The organism is Nonomuraea sp. NPDC005650 (assembly GCF_040605375.1).
In the GTDB taxonomy this organism is placed as follows: domain Bacteria; phylum Actinomycetota; class Actinomycetes; order Streptosporangiales; family Streptosporangiaceae; genus Nonomuraea.
On record NZ_JBEXCR010000061.1, the window covers coordinates 13,835 to 30,848 of the forward strand.

General features: G+C 72.0%; 11 protein-coding genes. 5 read left to right on the plus strand and 6 right to left on the minus strand.

The annotated features are described in order from the left end of the window. Positions 1-28 precede the first annotated feature (28 nt). Positions 29-2,296, plus strand: a complete 2,268-nt coding sequence (locus ABZS69_RS59100; RefSeq protein WP_355391198.1) for an FtsX-like permease family protein — start codon at positions 29-31, stop codon at positions 2,294-2,296. Here the strand turns inward: ABZS69_RS59100 and treS are convergent. Both treS and ABZS69_RS59110 read right to left on the minus strand, forming a co-directional pair. Continuing rightward, positions 2,283-3,998: a maltose alpha-D-glucosyltransferase gene (gene treS, locus ABZS69_RS59105; protein ID WP_355391200.1), complete on the minus strand. Its 1,716-nt coding sequence runs from the start codon at positions 3,996-3,998 to the stop codon at positions 2,283-2,285. The genes ABZS69_RS59100 and treS overlap by 14 nt on opposite strands. 263 nt (positions 3,999-4,261) lie before the next feature. Continuing rightward, positions 4,262-5,896 carry an asparagine synthetase B family protein gene (locus ABZS69_RS59110; protein ID WP_355391203.1) on the minus strand — a complete coding sequence of 545 codons (1,635 nt, stop codon included), beginning with the start codon at positions 5,894-5,896 and terminating at the stop codon, positions 4,262-4,264. Between the two features lie 105 nt (positions 5,897-6,001). On the opposite strand from ABZS69_RS59110, the gene ABZS69_RS59115 reads away from it, so the two are divergent. From ABZS69_RS59115 to ABZS69_RS59130, 4 genes are all read left to right on the plus strand, one after another. Then, positions 6,002-7,813 carry a hypothetical protein gene (locus ABZS69_RS59115; RefSeq protein WP_355391205.1) on the plus strand — a complete coding sequence of 604 codons (1,812 nt, stop codon included), beginning with the start codon at positions 6,002-6,004 and terminating at the stop codon, positions 7,811-7,813. Between the two features lie 25 nt (positions 7,814-7,838). Then, positions 7,839-8,462, plus strand: coding sequence for an anticodon-binding protein (locus tag ABZS69_RS59120; RefSeq protein ID WP_355391208.1), 624 nt, complete (start codon positions 7,839-7,841; stop codon positions 8,460-8,462). A gap of 124 nt (positions 8,463-8,586) precedes the next feature. Beyond that, on the plus strand, positions 8,587-9,969 hold the full coding sequence (lysA, locus tag ABZS69_RS59125) for a diaminopimelate decarboxylase (protein ID WP_355391211.1): 1,383 nt from the start codon (positions 8,587-8,589) through the stop codon (positions 9,967-9,969). After that, a complete protein-coding gene (locus ABZS69_RS59130) occupies positions 9,966-11,255 on the plus strand; it encodes a homoserine dehydrogenase (protein WP_355391213.1) in 1,290 nt (429 codons plus the stop codon). Before lysA ends, ABZS69_RS59130 begins: the two co-directional genes overlap by 4 nt. Here the strand turns inward: ABZS69_RS59130 and ABZS69_RS59135 are convergent. Genes ABZS69_RS59135 through ABZS69_RS59150 form a run of 4 tightly spaced genes read right to left on the minus strand, consistent with a single transcriptional unit; the run spans position 11,252 to position 16,891 of the window. After that, positions 11,252-12,967 carry a glycosyltransferase gene (locus ABZS69_RS59135; RefSeq protein ID WP_355391216.1) on the minus strand — a complete coding sequence of 572 codons (1,716 nt, stop codon included), beginning with the start codon at positions 12,965-12,967 and terminating at the stop codon, positions 11,252-11,254. The genes ABZS69_RS59130 and ABZS69_RS59135 overlap by 4 nt on opposite strands. Beyond that, positions 12,964-14,961 carry a glycosyltransferase gene (locus ABZS69_RS59140; RefSeq protein WP_355391219.1) on the minus strand — a complete coding sequence of 666 codons (1,998 nt, stop codon included), beginning with the start codon at positions 14,959-14,961 and terminating at the stop codon, positions 12,964-12,966. Before ABZS69_RS59140 ends, ABZS69_RS59135 begins: the two co-directional genes overlap by 4 nt. Further along, positions 14,958-16,457, minus strand: coding sequence for a glycosyltransferase (locus ABZS69_RS59145; protein ID WP_355391222.1), 1,500 nt, complete (start codon positions 16,455-16,457; stop codon positions 14,958-14,960). Before ABZS69_RS59145 ends, ABZS69_RS59140 begins: the two co-directional genes overlap by 4 nt. Continuing rightward, positions 16,454-16,891, minus strand: a complete 438-nt coding sequence (locus ABZS69_RS59150) for a hypothetical protein (RefSeq protein ID WP_355391225.1) — start codon at positions 16,889-16,891, stop codon at positions 16,454-16,456. The genes ABZS69_RS59145 and ABZS69_RS59150 overlap by 4 nt, the downstream gene beginning before the upstream one ends. Between the last annotated feature and the right edge of the window lie 123 nt (positions 16,892-17,014).

The window sequence follows — 17,014 nt, forward strand, 5'->3', positions numbered from 1 at the left end:
CTGTCACAGGTCCGAAGAAGGAGGGCCTGTGACAGCCACTCTGGCGGGAAGCCGGTGGATCAAGGCCGACCTGCGGGCCCGCAAGGGCCAGGCGGTGCTGACGGTGCTGACCGTGGCCGGGATCGTGGCCGCGCTGATCACCGCGGCGACCCTGCTCGAGGACGGCACCAACCCGTGGCGCAGCCTGTTCGCCCAGACCGACGGCGCCCACGTCTGGCTCTACACCGACGACAGCCCCCAGGCCGACCTCGGCGGCATCGACGGCGTGACGCAGATCGCGGGCCCGTACCGGTCGGCGCCGGTGACCGTGGCGCAGGAGGGCAAGAAGGAGCCCGCGGCGCTGCGCGCGATGCCCGCCGCGGCGCCGCAGGTGGCGCACCCGGTGGTCGCCGAGGGCCGGTGGCTGGACGCCTCCCAGCCCGACGGCGTGGTCGTCGAGCGCTCGTTCGCGACCTCGCTGCGGCTCAAGATCGGCGCGCCCTTCACGATCATCGCGCTCGACGGCAAGCGCCACACCCTGTACGTACGCGGCATAGCCGACTCCGCCGAGCAGGGCTTCTACCCCCAGTGGACGCCCGGCCTGGCCTACGTGCTGCCCGTCACGCTCGACCGCATCGAGCCCATGCTGGGCCGCAGCGAGTGGGTCACCGGGCTGCGCCTGGCCGACCCCGACGCCACGCAGGTCGTCTCGCAGCGCGTGGTCGTCATGCTGGAGGACAAACTCCAGCGGGTCTACACCTGGCGCGAGGTCAGGGCGGCCATGGAGCTGGACAACCGGCTGCTGGGCACGATGCTGGCGCTGTTCGGGGTGGTCGGGCTGGTGGCCGCCGCGCTCGCCCTGGCCAACGCGGCCGGCGGCCGGGTGCTGGCCCAGCTCCGCGACCTGGCCACGCTCAAGTCGATGGGCTTCACCAGGGGCCAGATCGCGCTGCTGCTCCTGGTCGAGCACGGCGCGCTGGGCCTGATCGGCGTCGCGATCGGCGCCGTGGTGGGCTGGGGCGTGATGGCGGCGATGCTCGGCGCGACGTCCGTGGCGCCGATCCCCGTGCTGGCCATCGTCGGCGGCACGGCCCTGGTGGTGCTGGCCGCGGTGGGGGTGCCCGCGTGGCGCGGCGGCCGCACACCGCCGATCCCCGCCGCGCCCGCCCTGCCGCCGCGCGGCCGCCTGTCCAGGCTGGCCCGCCTGGCCCTCCTCGTACGCCTCCCGCCCGCCCTCGTCCTCGGCACCAGAGACGCCTTCACCAGGCGCGTGCCGGCGTTCCTGACGGCGTTCGGGCTGGCCGTGCCGATGATGATGATCACGATCGGGCTGGGCGTCTGGGCCACTCTCGACAACTTCGCCGACCACCCCGAGCAGGTCGGCCAGCACGCCTCCCTGTACGTCAGGCCGGGCAAGCTGGAGCCGGCCGAGGCCGAACGCATCGCCCGGCTGGACAGGGACGTGGCCACGGTCTATCCGGGCACCGACGTGAACGCCCTGGCGCCCGGCATGGCCCGTTCGGTGCGCGTGCGGGCCATCGGCAGCTCGACGGAGCCGTACCCGTTCCCCGTGGTCGAGGGGCGCATGTACGGCCAGCAGGGGGAGGCGGTGGCCGGGCAGGGCCTGTTCGACCTGCTGGGCATCAAGATCGGCGACCGGGTGCGGCTGACCGTGGGCGGCACGCCGCTGATCGTCAGGATCGTCGGCAGGACCGTCGAGCCCGACCTCGACGGCGAGGTGATCTCCGTGGGGCTCGACAGCCTGGCGGCCAAGGACTCGGTGCCGCCGGAGTTCTACGCGCTGGCGCTGAAACCGGGCGCAGACCAGGGCGAGGTGCGCGGGCGGCTGATGGCCGAGTCGGGCGAGAGCCTCGACGTGCAGGCCGCGGTCAACCCGGCGGACCGGCTGGCGATCATCCGGGTGGTGATCGTGGCGCTGATCGCCGTGCTGATGCTGATCGGCCTGGCCAACCTGCTCACCGCCAGCGCGCTCGGGCTGCGTGACCACGCGTTCGACCTGGCCGTGCTCAAGGCCATGGGGCTGACGCCGCGCCAGGTCATGGCCACGCTCGTGACGGGCACCGGGCTGCTGGTCGTGCTCGGGATCGGCACGGGCGCGGCGGCGGGCATGTCCGTGGTGACCGGGCTGATCGACCTGCAGGGCCACACGAGCGGCGTCGGCGCGGGCATCGGGCGTGCGCCCTCCGCCCTGACACTGGCCGTCGCCGTGGTGACGGCCGTGGGCACGGCCCTCGCGGTGGCGCTCATTCCCGCCCGCCGCGCGGCCCGTGCCCAGGTGCCGGTCACCGCGCGCTGAGCGCGGCTTCTTCCTTCTTCTTCAGGGCGAACCAGTAGAAGCCGTGCCCCGGCAGCGTGAGCAGGTACGGCAGCTCACCGATCGGCGGGAACTCCACCCCGCCCCGCGCCTCGACCGGGACCATCCCCTCGAACCTGCGCAGGTCCAGCTCGACCGGCTGCGGGAACTTCGACAGGTTGTTCACGCAGAGCATGATGTCGTCGCGGTCCTCGCGGACGTAGGTGAGCACGCAGGGGTTCGACGACCACATTTCCGTGTACGCCCCCACGCCGAACACCGCGTGCCTGCGCCGGATCTCCAGCATCTTGCGGGTGAAGTGGAGCAGCGAGCCCTCATGGCGCTGCTGGGCCTCCACGTTGACCGCCTGGTAGCCGTAGATCGGGTCCATGACCGCGGGCAGGTAGAGCCGTCCGGGGTCGGCGGAGGAGAACCCGGCGTTGCGGTCGGGGCTCCACTGCATCGGCGTGCGGACCGAGTCGCGGTCCTCCAGCCAGATGTTGTCGCCCATGCCGATCTCGTCGCCGTAGTACATGACCGGCGAACCGGGCAGGCTCAGCAGCAGGGCCGTGAACAGCTCGATCCGGTCCCGGTCGTTGTCGAGCAGCGGGGCCAGGCGCCGGCGGATGCCCAGGTAGGCGCGCATGCGCGGGTCTTTGGCGTACTCGTTGTGCATGTAGTCGCGCTCTTCCTCGGTCACCGTCTCGAGCGTGAGCTCGTCGTGGTTGCGGAGGAAGATGCCCCACTGCGCCTTCTCGGGCAGCTTGGGCGTGCGCGACATGATCTCGGAGATCGGTTCGCGCGTCTCCTTCTTGACCGCCATGTAGATGCGCGGCATGAGCGGGAAGTGGAAGGCCATGTGGCACTCGTCGCCGCCCATGGTGGGGTCGCCGAAGTACTCCACCACGTCCTCGGGCCAGCCGTTGGCCTCGGCCAGCAGCACCCGGTCGGGGTAGAGGCGGTCCACCTCGGCCCTGATCTTCTTCAGGTACGCGTGCGTCTCCGGCAGCCCCGAGCACGCGGTGCCCTCGCGCTCGAACAGGTACGGCACCGCGTCCAGCCGGAACCCGTCGATGCCCAGGTCCAGCCAGAAGCGCAGGACCTCCAGCATGGCCTCCTGCACCGCCGGGTTGTCATAGTTGAGGTCCGGCTGGTGGTGGAAGAAACGGTGCCAGTAGTACTGCTTGCGCACAGGGTCGTAGGTCCAGTTGGACTCTTCGGCGCCGATGAAGATGATCGGGGCGTCGGGATAGCCGCCAGGATGGTCCGACCATACGTAGAAGTCGCCGTACGGACCCTCGGGGTCGTGACGGGACGCCTGGAACCAGGGGTGGCGGTCGCTGGTGTGGTTCATCACGAGGTCGGTGACGATCCGCAGGCCGCCTTCGTGAGCCTTCTCGATCAGCTGTACGAAGTCCCCCAGGTCCCCGAAGTCGGGGAGGATCTTCATGTAGTCCGAGATGTCATACCCGCCGTCGCGGAGCGGCGACTCGTACAGCGGCAGCAACCACAGGCAGTCCACGCCGAGCCACTTGAGGTAGCCGAGCTTCTCGGTCAGACCGCGCAGGTCGCCGGTGCCGTCGCCGTTGGAGTCCTTGAACCCCCGGACGAGAATCTCGTAGAACACCGCCCGCTTGTACCAGGCAGGATCCTCCGAGACGAACGCCTCGGAGATCGGCTCCGGCAATGGGGATGCGTTGATCATATGTCGCTCACAGGAAGAGATGTGGGCAGGACGAAGTCACCGGTTGCCCCGGCGTTACTATCTGGTGACCGCGCCGCGTGGAGTCGTCATCCCTGCGAACTCCACTGCCCTAGAACGAGACCGGATTTGTGATCTGGTGCCCGTTTGTGCGGCGCTTACGGGCCGAACACTATCAGCCCGGTGGCTTTCCGGAACCCGCTTCTGCTGTGCCAGGGTTAATACCCGCGAGATCCGTACGTAATCGCCCCGTTACCGAGAGTTCACTAAAAAGGTGCCGCGAGGTCCGACAGGTCGTTCTCGAAGTCGCTCAACCATAGTCCGAAGAGCACCAATCCGCGCACCCAGAAGCGGTCGTTCCACCCATTGAACCTGGTCAAGGCGTCGGGACCGCCTGAGACGACCTCGTGCAGCTCGTCCGACAGCAGGCCAGGCACCCTTCTCACCACAGTCTCCAGCATGCGGTGCGAATAATTTCGGGCGGGGGCGGCCGTCGACCGCAGCGGCACCCTTTGGAGCGGCTGCTTGACCACATTCGTCGAGGGGAGTGCGGCCACCCGTGGATGGGCCGCGTGGAGCACCTCGCGGTAGAAGCGGCCCTTGTCCTTGCGGGCCACGCCGACCGACAGCGCGGCGTCGAAGAAGCGCGGATCGATGAACGGCGCCGCGAACGACGCCTCGGGCCCCACCAGGTTGACCGCGGAGCGCGCGATGCCGCGCACGGTCCTGGTGTGCAGCACCGACAGCGGCAGCTCGGCCCGGTGCCCGTGGAACATGGAGGTGGCGGCCAGGAACTGCTCGCGCACGGTCTCCTCCATCCACTGGGCGGCGGCCTTGGACAGGAACGGCTGCGAGGGCGCCCCCAGCGACAGCGAGCCGAGCACGGCCGCCGAGCGCTCCGCCTGCGTGGTGGCCTCCAGTGCAGCGCTGCTGACCATGAAGTTCTTCAGCAGCGGACCGCCGGCCAGGCCGTCGACCAGGATCCGGCCCGCCTGGTGCACCTCCTTGGCGAAGGGGGCGTACCAGGCGTGGTGCGGCGTCAGGTATTCGAGCCTGCGGGCCACCTCGACGGCGTCGTCCGGGTAGTCGGCGGCGTTCTGGGTGATCACCCGGTGGGGGATGCCCAGCTCCCTGGTGATCGACCTGGCGAACGCGATGTCGGTGTCGGTGCCGTCGTCCGGGCTGGTCGTCCACGACTCGACGTCCATCCCGCGGGCCTTGGCCACGCCGGCCAGCAGCCGCGAGTCGTAGCCGCCGCTGACCGGCACGAGCAGCTTGCGGCCGTCGTAGTCCCGGTAGACCTCGTCCAGCAGCTCGACGATCTCGCGCGGGCTGATCCACGACTCGTACGGCTCAGAACGCAGCCAGCGTGGCAGCCGGCGCTCGGTTGCGAGCCTGCCGTGCCGCCACACCAGGGCGCTGGAGCCCGGCAGCCGCTTGACGTCCGCGTACGGGGTCGCCTCGCCCAGCGGGAACGTCACCTGGAGGATCGACGCCCACGCCGACCAGTCGATCTCGACCGGCACCAGGCTGAGCAGCGGCTGGATCTGGGACGAGAAGTAGACCGCGTCGCCCAGGCGGACGTAGTAGACGTCCACGAGGCCCAGGGCGCCCGTGTGGAGCGTGACACTCGCGTCGTCGCCGATCAGCCCGGGGGCCTCGTACGTCTCCGCGACCGCCATCCAGTCGTCCTTCGCGGCCGGCTTGCGTTCGCCCCACGAGAACGCGTACGCGTGCCCCTGGCGGTGGTAGGGCGGCAGCGGCGCGGAGCTGAACAGCGCCGCCTCGGCCGACTGGAGCGCTGGAAGGAGCCGTGGGCCCGCCGCGGTCAACTTGCCCAGCAGGGCGGGGTCGATCCGGCCTAGAGCGCCGCAGACGTAGGGCCGCACGTTGAACTGCACCGGATCTCATCCCTTCGAGACGCTTCAGGCAAAAAGAGTATCCTTTGCCGGGCTGAGGGAGCGGAGGGTCAATTGTCGACGGAGCTGGAAAGCACTCGCCGAGCGTTGCGGGATGCTGTCGCGCAGGCCGAGCGCGCCGCGGAGCTGGCCAGGCTGCTGGGCGCCGCCGAGGCCAAGCTGGCCGCCGCCGAGCAGAGCGCCGAGGAGGCCAGGTCGCTGGCCGAGCGGCTGAGCGAGGCCGAGGAGCGGCTCGAGGTCGAGCGGACGGCCGCCGAGAAGCTGCGCAAGGATCTGGCCGAGCAGCGTTTCCAGGCCGAGGTGGCCAACTGGAAGCTGTCCTCGATCAAGGTCGCCCGCTGGAACCGGCTCGGTGACGCGATCAAGAGCGGCAAGAGCAACCCGGTCCGGCTGGCCAAGGGGCTCAGGGGCGCGGCCAAGCCCGTCAAACGGCCCATCGCGCCCAAGCGCAAGCCCCCCACGAGCGCCAAGGCCAAGGACGAGCGCCCCGGGGCGGCGTACCAGGCCACCAGCACGACCAGGACGCTCGGGGGCGCCTCCTTCAAGCTCAAGCCCTTCCGGGTGCCCACGGGACCCAACACCAGGCCGCACCTGACGGCCGCGGTCATCGCCGACCCGCACGCCGAGGCGCTGCTGCGCTACGAATGGCGGCAGACGACCGGCTTCACGCCGCGCGACTTCGCCAGGGTGCTCCCGCTGGAGGTGCCCCACCTGCTGGTGGTCGAGTCCGTCGCGCAGGGGCCGTGGGTCGAGGAGATCACCGGCGAGCCGGGCGAAGGGCTCAAGGCGCTGCTGGCCTGGTGCGCCGAGCGCGGCATCCGCACGGTCTTCTGGCACACGCAGGGCGACGTGGACGCGTACGCGGCGGCGGCCGAGCTGTTCGAGCACCGGTTCACGACCGACCTGACCGTGGCCTGGCCGCGGCTGCAGTTCGGGGTGCAGCCGCGGGTGCACAACCCGCTGCCGCTCTCCGGCGGGCGCATCGACCGGGTCCTCACGCTGGACCAGCTCCTGCCCGGGCACCTGACCTACCCCGACGTGCTGACCTCCTACCGCTGGCCGGCCGCGGTGGACTGCCCGCCGGGCACGCCCCAGTGGCGGCTGGCCGAGCTCGCCGCCTGCGGCACGCCCATCGGCACCGAGGGCGACACGCGGCGGGCGCACGTGGCGCTGCGGCGGGCGTACCAGATGGGCACGATGACCGAGCGGATCGACGAGCTCCTCGACGCGATCGGCCTGCCCAGCGCCCGCGCCAGCCTCAACACCTCGGTGCTGCTGCCGATCATGGACCCGTTCCTGATGGAGCACGCGCTGGCGCAGGTCGCCAAGCAGTCGGGGGTCGACCAGCTCATCGTCATCGGGCCGCCGGAGTCCGAGCTGCGCGCCCGCGACGTGCTGCCGGACGTGGAGATCGTCTACCGCCGCCCGCACCCGGCGATGACCGAGGGCGCGATGCTCGACGCGGGCATCGACCTGTGCGAGGCCGACCTGGTGGCGGTCATGGACCCGCGCGACGTGTACGGCCCGCACTACCTGTCGGACCTGCGGCGGGCCTTCCTCTTCAGCACCGCCGACATCGTCGGCAAGGCGGCCTTCTACGCCCACCTCCGCAAGCCGCAGGCCACGCTGCTCAAGCAGCCCGACGCCGAGTACGCCTACCTCCCGGAGATCGCCGGCGCGACCCTCCTGGCCCGCCGCAACACCCTGCGCGAGATCGGCTTCGCCGACCTGACGGACGGGTGGGACGAGGTGCTCATGCGGCAGTGCCGGACGGACGGGATCAAGGTGTTCTCGGCCGACCGGTTCGGCTACGTGCGGGTACGCGACGAGGACCGCTGGCTGCTCGGGGCCGCCCACCTGGTCGAGTACGGCTCCGCCGAGCCGCACGCCCTCATCTGAGGCGCGACGCCCTAGGGTTTGGGCCATGACGCCCGTGGAGCTGGCCGAGGTGCTGGGGGAGCCCCCGGTGCCGGAGGGGACGTGGGAGGGCGAGGCCGGCTACGTCTCCGCGGCCGCGCTGCGCCGCCGGGTCCCCGCCGAGGAGCTCGCCGGGCGGGTACGGGAGCTGGACGGGGTCTCCCTGGTGGAGGTCCGGCCGGACGGCTTCCTGCGGATCGTGGTCAGCGAGCCGGGGGAGCTGGCGGACGGGGTCGGGCCGGTCGACCTCCCGGAGCCCCCGTGGCCGGACTTCCCGCGGACCTGGGAGAACCCCGGGTTCGTGGTGCGGTACGCCCATGCGCGGGCCCGAGCGGTGCTCAGGTGGGCACGGGAGCTGGGGGTGCCGCCCGAGGGGTTCAGGGGGGAGCTGCTCGACGGCCCGTACGACCGGCGGGTGCTGCGGGTGCTGGCCGAGCTGCCCGGGCGGCTGGTCAGCAGGGAGCCGGGGTGGGAGACGTACCTGGTGCGGCTGGCGCTGGCCTATCACGACGCGCACGAGCACGCGCCGGCCGTCCCGGTCGGCGACGAGGCGCCGGGGCCGGTGCACACGGCCCGGGTGCGGCTGGCCGAGGCTGTGACGGGTGTGCTGCCTGGGCCGGAACGGCTGTAGGGGATTGCAAAATATTCGGCCAAACGGCGAAGAATCGTAAAAATATCCCTTCTGGAGCTTGATCGCGTCTCGATACGTGGGCACCGGGTCATGGCTCTGTTGCGGTTCCGATAGCCTCGATCAGGTGAGTCGATTCGTCCATCCCGCCGGGGACCGGCACGCCGAGATGCTGCCCCACGAGCGCCCTCCGCTGGCGCCCGCCGACCTCAACCGGATCAACCCCGCGATCTGGCCGCGAACGTCGACCCGGACCGATGGCGCGCTCACTGTCGGCGGAGTGGACGTGCGCGATCTGGCCCGCGAGCACGGCACGCCGCTCTACGTCCTCGACGAGGACGACGTGCGCTCGCGCATGCGCGACTACGCCACGGCCTTCGCCGGCTCCGAGGTCCACTACGCCGGCAAGGCGTTCCTGTGCAAGGAGATCGTGCGCTGGCTCCACGACGAGGGCCTCGGGCTCGACGTGGCCAGCGGCGGCGAGCTGGCGGTGGCGCTCAGCGTCGGGTTCCCGCCCGAGCTCATCACGATGCACGGCAACAACAAGTCCGTCGCCGAGCTGACCAGGGCGCTGGAGGTCGGGGTCGGCCACATCGTGGTCGACTCCTACGAGGAGATCGCCAGGCTCGGCCACCTCGCCCAGCGGCTGGGCAAGCGGCCCAAGGTGATGATCCGGGTGACCACCGGGGTCGAGGCGCACACGCACGAGTTCATCGCGACGGCGCACGACGACCAGAAGTTCGGGCTGTCGCTCAACACCGGGGCGGCCGCGGAGGCCGTGCGCCGGATCCTCGCCCTCCCGCAGCTCGAGCTCGTCGGGCTGCACTCGCACATCGGCTCCCAGATCGTCGACACGGCCGGGTTCGAGGTGGCGGCCAGGCGGCTGACCGCGCTGCTCGTGCAGATCAAGGAGGAGCACGGCGTCGTGCTGCCCGAGCTCGACCTCGGCGGCGGCTACGGCATCGCCTACGTCGAGGGCGACGAGGCGCCCGACATCAAGGAGCTGGCCGACGGGCTGCGCGAGATCGTCACCAAGGTGTGCACGGACGCCGGCCTGCCCGTGCCCAGGCTGACCGTGGAGCCGGGGCGCACCATCGTCGGGCCCGGCGGCGTCACCCTCTACGCGGTCGGCACCGTCAAGGACGTCGAGGGCCTGCGCACGTACGTGAGCATCGACGGCGGCATGAGCGACAACGTGCGCACCGCGCTCTACGGCGCCGATTACACCGCGGTGCTGGCCAGCCGCGAGAGCACCGCCGAGCCCATGCTCAGCCGCCTGGTCGGCAAGCACTGCGAGAGCGGCGACATCATCGTGCGCGACCTCCACCTGCCCGCCGACCTCGCCCCCGGCGACCTGATCGCGGTGGCGGCCACCGGGGCCTACTGCCGGTCGCTGGCCAACAACTACAACTACCTGCCCAGGCCGGCCGTGGTCGCCGTCTCCGGCGGCAAGGCGCGCGTGATCGTGCGGGGCGAGACCGAGGACGACCTGTTGAGGGGGCAGCTGTGAAACCGCTGAGAGTGGCACTGCTGGGCTGTGGCGTCGTCGGCTCGCAGGTCATCAGGCTCATGCACGAGCAGGCCGCCGACCTGGCCGCGCGCATCGGCGCCCCGCTGGAGCTGGCCGGGGTCGCGGTGCGCAGGCTCGGCCGCAAACGCGACGTCGAGGTGGACCCGTCGCTGCTGACCACCGACGCCGAGGCGCTGGTCACCCGCGACGACGTCGACATCGTCATCGAGGTCATCGGCGGCATCGAGCCCGCCCGCACGCTGATCGTCGCCGCCCTTTCCAAGGGCAAGTCCGTGGTCACCGCCAACAAGGCGCTGCTGGCCGAAGACGGCGCCACCCTGCACGAGGCCGCCAGGCAGGGCAACGGCGACCTCTACTTCGAGGCCAGCGTGGCCGGCGCCATCCCGCTGCTGCGCCCCCTGCGCGAGTCGCTGGCGGGCGACCACGTCAAGCGCGTGCTCGGCATCGTCAACGGCACCACCAACTACATCCTCGACAAGATGGACTCGACGGGCGCGTCCTTCACCGACGCCCTGGAGGAGGCCCAGACGCTCGGCTACGCCGAGGCCGACCCGACGGCCGACGTCGAGGGCTTCGACGCCGCCGCCAAGGCCGCCATCCTGGCCGGGCTCGCCTTCCACAGCCGCGTCACGGCCGCCGAGGTGCACCGCGAGGGCATCACCGAGATCACCGCCACCGACGTGGCCTCGGCCAAGGCCATGGGCTACGTCATCAAGCTCCTGGCCATCTGCGCCCGCTCCGAGGACGGCCGCTCGTTCGGCGTGCGGGTGCACCCCGCGATGATCCCGCGGTCGCACCCGCTGGCCGGGGTGCGGGAGGCGTACAACGCGGTCTTCGTGGAGGCGGAGTCGGCGGGGCAGCTCATGTTCTACGGCAAGGGGGCGGGCGGGGCGCCCACGGCCTCCGCGGTCCTCGGCGACCTGGTGGCCGTCGCCCGCAACCGCCTGGCGGGCACGCGCGGGCCGGAGGAGTCGACCTACGCCGACCTGGTGGCCCATCCCATGGGCGACACCGTCACGCGCCTGCACGTGGCGCTCGACGTGGCCGACAAGCCGGGCGTGCTGGCGCGGGTGGCGGAGCTGTTCGCCAAGCACGACGTGTCGATCCAGACCGTGCGCCAGGAGGGCCACGGTGACGACGCCCAGCTCGTCATCGTCACCCACCGCGCCACGGACGCCGCCCTGTCGGCGACCATGGAGGGGCTGCGCGAGCTCGACATCGTGCGCGCCGTGGCCGGCGTGATGCGCGTGGAGGGCGACGACTAGTCGTCGGACACCGGCGACGGCTGGTCTTCCCGCGCCGGGGAGCCGGTGGGGAAGGCCAGGTCGCGGACCTTGCGGACGGCTCTTTCTAGCACCGTGCGGTTCTGGGCGCGGGTGAGGCGGACCGCCTCCCTGCGCCAGGTCTCGGCCTTCTCGCGCCAGCGCGTCGCGTCCCTGCCGTTCTTGCCCGCCTCCCGCCGCAGCTGCGCCAGCTCCGCGCGGAGGGCGGAGGTGCGCTTGCGGTAGAGGGCGAGCTTCTTCTCGTGCTCGGCGGCGAGCCGGTCGAGCTCCGGGATCGGCTTCTTGCGCGGCGGATAGACGGCGGGGCGGCGCTTGAAGCCCCAGCTCTCCCCGTCCAGCCACTCCAGGCCGAAGAGGGCGTCGATCAGGTCGTCCCACTCGTCGTCCGGGGCGGCGATCAGCGCGGCCCTGGACTCGGCCGCCGTACGGTCCAGCCTGGCCGTCGTGACGCCCTGCTCCGTCTCCTCCAGGGCCACGCAGAGGGCGCCCAGGTCGTGCTCCTCCATGTGGGCCACCAGGCGTTCCACCGTCTCCTTCGACGCGACCCAGCCGGGCGGCACCGAGAGCCGGAACGGGGCGGTCCCCTCCAGGGGGCTGGTCAGGTGGACCCGGGGGTCGCCGGCGAAGTTGGCCTGGATGAGGCGGAGGTCGAGGTCCGGGTCGGCGAGCGGGGAGCGGCGTTCCTCGCTCAGCGACTCCCAGGGGCCGGGGACGGTGACCCGGACGTCCGGGATCGTGCCGGCCAGGAGGCCGTCGACCGTCGCCCTCGTGTCCTCGTACGGGCCCGCCGGCACCGTCGCGTCCACGTACGGCACCAGCCACTGGCGGCCCGGGTCCGTGCGGAGGTAGCGGCGGTAGGGGACCCGGTCGGCGACGTAGGGGTCGTTGTAGCGCTTCAGCGCCGCGAACTCGCGCATCGCCGTCGGCAGCCCGATGTGCCAGGCGCGGGAGTCCGGGTCCGGGACGAACACCACGCCCGCCTGGGTGAGCCGGTAGCCCAGCTCGGTGTCCTCGGCCAGCACCAGGGACGTGTCCAGGCCGCCGATCGAGCGCAGGAGCCCGGCCGGGTACGACGCCGTCGCGCCCACGTGGATGCGGGTCGCCAGGGAGCTGGGGGCGGTACGCAGGCCGTCGTGGTCGTCGATGATCTGCTCAGCCCAGTCGTGGCGGTGCGGTGACAGGGGGAAGAGCGCGCCCTCCTCGTCCGACTCCAGCGCCTGGCGCACCCGCTCCTGCGTCGGGAGATCGGTGGCGGCGGTGAAGTCGATCCAGCCCAGGGCCACCACGTACGGGGCCAGGTGGTGCCAGCGGAGCTGGGCCTCCACGTGCCGCCGGTGCGGGACCATGTCGGCGTCCAGGACGAAGACGACCTCGCCGGTCGCGGCGTCCAGGCCCGCCTGAAGGGCCCAGGCCCGGCCCCAGCCCCCCGGCGGGCTGGAGATCAGCTTGGTCCTGGCCGGCACGAGCTCCGGCAGATGGAGCGGGGTGGCGCTGCCGTCGTCCACGACGATGACGTCGAGCAGGTGCTCGGGGTAGCTCTGGGCGGACAGGGCCGCCAGGGTGAGGTTCAGGGTCTCCTGGCGGTCGTGGGCCGGGATGACGACGGTGACGGTGAGCGTGGGCTCCCAGGCGCCCAGGGCGGGCGGGGCGAGCACGCCGAAGTCGTTGTGGCGGATGCGGGGGACGCCGGTCATGCGGGCTCGCTCCCGTCCAGGGCCATGAGGGCGTTCGGGCGGAAGCCGCGCCACTGCTGCCTGTTGCGCTGCAGGAACGTCCCGATCGGCTCCTGCCACGTGTGGTTGGCCGCCGGGCCCCTGCGCAGGATGTAGCCGAGCCCGTGCGTACGGTAGATCTGCCCGCCCGCCGCCTGCAGGGCCTCCTGGAACTGGGTGTCCACCGAGCGCCGCAACGGCCGGAACCCGCCCACCGCCTGGAAGGCCGAGCGCTCCACCAGGATCGTCCCCCCGGCGACGAAGCTGGTGATCTGCTCGGTGACCTGCCTGCGGTGCACGGTGACGTCGATGGACGACAGGTACACGAACTCCGGCACCGTGCCCACCACCTGGGCGCCCGAGTACGAATGCGCCAGCAGCAGGTCGGACAGGAAGTCGGGGCCGTACCAGTCGTCGTCGTCCATCTTCAGCAGGAACGAACCCGAGGCCATGGCGGCCGCGTGGTTCAGCACCTCGCCGAACACGTGCTGGCGGTCGGCCTCGAACACGGTCACCGAGCCCTCGAACGCGTCGATCGCCTTGGCCACCTCCGGGTGGCCCTTGGGGACGCCGTGCAGGGCGAGGACGACCTCCAGCTCGGCGCCGCGCTGGCGGGCGACCTGGTCGAGGGCGAACGACACCATGTCGGTGCGGCGGGTGGCCAGCAGGACCGAGGTGAGCGGGGGAGCGGGGGCGGGCGCGCCGAGCTGCTCCCACCTCGCCGCGACACCGTGCGTGCGGAGCGCGGCGCGGCGCAGGCGGATGCTGTGCTCCTCGCGCCGGAGCTCGTCCGAGAGGTCCGGGCAGAGCTCGACGAGCTCGATGATCTCGTCCCCGAGCGCGCCCGCCCAGCGCGGCACGGCCTCCGCGCGCAGCGGCACCCCGGCGGCGGCCAGGCCGGTCAGCACCCGTACGGCGGACAGGGGGCCGTTGTGCGCGTGCCGCCAGTCCACCTCGACGCCGCGGATCTGGCGGAGCCTGGCCACGTCGGCGTCGGTGACCCCGCCGGACTCGGCGAACGACGTCACGACCTTGTCATCCAGCACCACCGACCACCGGCCGTCCCGCTCCACCAGGGAGGCCATGCCCCGGGACGGGGTGGTGACGAAACCCTGGGGGTTCACGAGGCGTTCGTCCACCGGAGGGACCATGGAGGGCTCGCCGAGCACGTCGGGGTCGGCCAGCGGCGAGCCGGCCATGCCCGGCCTGCCGAGGTGCTCCCAGCTCACCGCGTGCAACGTCGGCCGCTCGATGGGCGTCTCGTCCCCGGCCCACTCCACGGTCTCGGCGTCCTCGGCAGGGTCGTCGACCTGCGCGGGGGCAGATTCGCCCGGGGTGGGGTGCTCCACCGACGGGTGGCCGAGGGTGCGCAGGACCACGTCGCTGCCCGGCGCGCCGACCCGTTCTGGCACCGGCCCCGTCACCTCGGCGGGCGTCGCGTTGGGGTCGCCGGGGCGCCAGTCGGCCGCCCCGACGCCCGCGATCGCCGCCGCCGGGGCCGCGATCACGTCGAGGCGGTGGCCGGCGAACGCCCGCGCCGTCGCGGTCACGGTACGGCCCGCGGGCGTGGAGGCGGAGAAACGGGCGTCGACCACCCAGATCCGGTTCTTGGGCTGGTAGACCCGCAGATCCGTCAAAGACCGCCACCGGTGCGCGGGAGTGGGGGTGGGGACCGGCGCGGGGTGGGCGGCGGGCGTGTCGAGCACGGCCACGACCACCCGCTCGGCCTGCGGCAGCAGCTTGTGCAGGGTCGCGACCCTGCGCAGGTCGGCCGGTGTCCTGGCGAGCACGAGGACCTCGCCCACCTGCTCGGCCTCAGTGGGCGGCTCCAGCAGGTCCCGGTCGAGGTCCACGACCTCCCGGGGCTGCGTGGAGGCGGAGGTACGGGCGGGAGCGGCGTACAGCGGGGCGACGTCGTCGATCCCGGCGAAGAAGACACGTGCTCCGGGCAGCTCCGCCAGCAGCTGACGGATCATCCGGCGCTCCGCAGGTGCCTGATCAGCGAGCTCAACCCGCCGCGCTCGGCCGGCTGGTCGGCGGGCGGCGCGGCGGACAGCCGTTCGACCTCGGCGGCGAGCCGTTCCACCTCCGCCCGCAGCTCCTTGACCTCCCGCAGCCGCTCCCCGGCCAGCGCCCGCCACTTCGCGGGGTCACCGGCCAGCGGCTCGGCCTCCTCCGCCACCGCGAACCCGTACTCGCCGCCGCTGACCCACTCCGACCCGAACATCTCGTGCACCAGGCCGTCGGACGGGCCCCCGTGGAGCGCGGCGCGGGAGAAGGCGGCCGTGCGCTCCAGGCGGGCGGCCACGACCCCGGACGCGTCCTCCGACAGCGCGACGCTGACCAGGCCGAGCAGGTCGCCGTCCGCGTGGTGGACGAGCCTGGAGAGCGTGTCGGCGCCCAGCGTCCATCCGGAGGGCACGTGGAGCAGGAAGGGGGCCGGCGCGGCGGAGGCGGGTACGCTCTCCGCGAACACGACCCGGGGCTCGTGCGTGTAGAGATTGTGCAGCAGGCGCAGGTCGAGGAGGGGGTCGTCGAGGCTGGAGCGGCGCTCGCCGGTCAGCTTGCCCCAAGGGCCGACGACGGTGACCGCCGCGTCGGCGAGGGTGCCCGCGAGGGCCGAGTCGACGGTCGCCCGCGTCTGCTCGTAGGTGGTCGCCGCCACGACGACCCGCACGTACGGCACGCGCCAGTGACGCCTGGGATGGCTGCGCAGCCAGCGCAGGTCCGGGATGAGATCGCCCAGGTAGGACCAGTTGTGCCGGTGCACCTCCTTCTCCCGCAGCATCACGGTGGAGGACCCGACGTGCCAGGCCCTGGCCTGCGCGTCGGGGATGAACACCGCCCCCGCCTGCGCCAGCCGGTAGCCGAGCTCGGTGTCCTCCGCCATGTTCAGCGACGGGTCCACGCCGCCCGCCGCGCGCAGCAGATCGGCCCGTACGGACGTGGACGCGCCCGTGTGCAGCAGGTACGCGTTCATGCCCGCGTCCTTGAGCCACCTGGTCGACTCCAGGGTCCTGCGCGTGTACTCGGACTGGACGCCCTCCTCGCCCGGCTCCTCGACGAAGCGGAGGTCCCCGATCACCACCGCGTGGTCGATCAGATGGTGCCAGCGCATGTGCGCCTCGATGTGGTCGTCCGCGAGGAGCATGTCGGAGTCGAGCCAGTGGATCACGTCCCCGGTGGCCGCGAGCTGCCCGGTCTGCCTGGCCGCGCCGCGTCCCCACCCGCCGGCCACCCGTACGACCCGCGCGCCCGCCACCTCCAGCGGCGGCTCGCTGCCGTCGTCCGCGATCACGATCTCGACCAGCTCGGCCGGGTACGTCTGCCGCGCCAGCGCCGGAACCGTGCGCTCCAGCGCCTCCGCGCAGTTGTAGGCCGGGATGACCACGGAGACCCGCAGCGAGGGCTCCCACGCCCCCACCGCCGGCGGGGTCAGCGCCCCGTAGTCGTTGTGCCGGACCCGCGTCATACGGAGTCCCTGGCCAGCGCGCGAACCTCCGCGCGCAGCTCCTCCACCTCTCGCGCCCGCGCCATGGCGTTGACCCGGTCCTCCCCGAGCGAGGCCAGGATCGCGCCGAGGTCGTCGGCCCGCCGCCCGGCGGAGTCCTCGACGGCCTGCACCAGCAGGTCCAGCCTGGTCTCGATGTTCTTGAGAGCGGTCGTGGTCCTTGTCAGCTCGGCCTCGTACTTCTTGATCCGCAGATCGATCCGGTGCGCCTTGCCGTCGAGGCGGCGCACGGTGAGCACGAGGAAGGCGAGGGCCGCCAGCGTGGCCATGAAGGCCACCGTGGTCGCCGCCGCGCCGAGAGTGATCAGACCGGCGAGGACGAGCAGCACGAGCACGACGGCGGTGAGAGCTGCGAGGAGTGCGGCGGTCGCTGCCAGTCGGCGGGGCGAAAGCATCCGCGCATACCTTTCGTTTGGAACATCAGAGGCGTCGAGGACATCAGGGGATTATTGACACCTTAATAAACAACGGCACCCACCGTGCCATAGCTTCCTGGAGGAAAACTGAGAATCACCTCT